Source organism: Aminobacter sp. P4_D5 (genome assembly GCF_056401815.1).
In genome coordinates this window covers 1-583 of sequence record NZ_JBFUIP010001094.1, presented here as the reverse complement: position 1 = coordinate 583, position 583 = coordinate 1, and the positions used below count along the sequence as shown (strand labels likewise).

The following is a 583-nucleotide window of genomic DNA, read 5'->3' as shown; positions in this document are numbered from 1 at the left end:
GTGTCGCCATTGGTGGACTTCACCTCGAAGACGCCGTCGCCGATCTCCAGGATCGACACGTCGAAGGTGCCGCCGCCGAGGTCGTAGACCGCGATGGTGCCGGCGTGCTTCTTGTCCATGCCGTAGGCRAGCGCGGCCGCCGTCGGCTCGTTGATGATGCGCAGCACCTCGAGGCCCGCGATGGCGCCGGCCTCCTTGGTCGCCTGCCGCTGGGCGTCGTTGAAGTAGGCCGGGACGGTGATGACGGCCTGCGTCACCTTCTCGCCGAGATAGGCCTCGGCGGTGTCCTTCATCTTGGTGAGCACGTTCGCGCTGATCTGCTGCGGGGCGTACTTCTTGCCGTCCACCTCGACCCAGGCGTCGCCGTTGTCGGCCTTCACGATGGCGAAGGGAGCGAGATTCTTCTCCTTCTGCACCATGGCGTCGTCGAACTTGCGGCCGATGAGGCGCTTGACGGCATAGAGGGTGTTGTTCGGGTTGGTGACGGCCTGGCGCTTGGCGCTCTGTCCGACGAGGCGCTCGCCGTTCTTGGCGAAGGCGACCATGGAGGGGGTCGTGCGCGCGCCCTCCGCATTCTCGAGGA

At 66.3% G+C, this 583-nt stretch carries 1 protein-coding gene; it reads right to left on the bottom strand.

The features are described 5' to 3' along the window. Positions 1-583: Hsp70 family protein (locus tag AC1DWF_RS36845; protein ID WP_476843373.1), on the bottom strand; the 583-nt coding region annotated here is incomplete at both ends.